Below are 442 nucleotides of genomic sequence, written 5' to 3' on the forward strand. Positions count from 1 at the left end.
CTTGTATCTCCCCGCTTTTTTCCTGAAGAAGTGGTGAAAGCAAAGATACTGGCAGTTGCCATTATGACCATTTTTATTCCTGTGGTCTACTTCTTCATGCTGAAAACACTCGGAAAAGTTACAGACCATTACATGCGGGAGATCAGGGAAAGGAAGTGGCCGTTGCTATTTTACGCCGGTCTTGATTTTGTGGTGCTTAAATATGTGCTGAATGTTTTTGACTATCCCGAACTCTATTATTTTTTCTTAGGAATCATGATCTCTGCCCTTCTGGACCTACTCCTTTTATTCCTGAAGCTAAAGGCCAGCTTGCATATGACGGGGCTTGGAGGATTAATGATCTTCCTGATCTTCCTCAGTATCCATTTTAATCTTAATTTGATCTACACGGTAAGTTTTCTGCTGGCGATAACCGGACTTACAGCCTCTTCCCGATTATATT

Annotated in this window: 1 protein-coding gene; it reads left to right on the forward strand. The window is 41.6% G+C overall.

From position 1 onward, the window contains the following. Positions 1 to 30: 30 nt before the first annotated feature. Positions 31 to 442 (forward strand): hypothetical protein (locus HC175_RS18815; RefSeq protein WP_209310100.1); only part of this gene is annotated, 412 nt, incomplete at its 3' end.

This window comes from Salinimicrobium oceani (assembly GCF_012037645.1).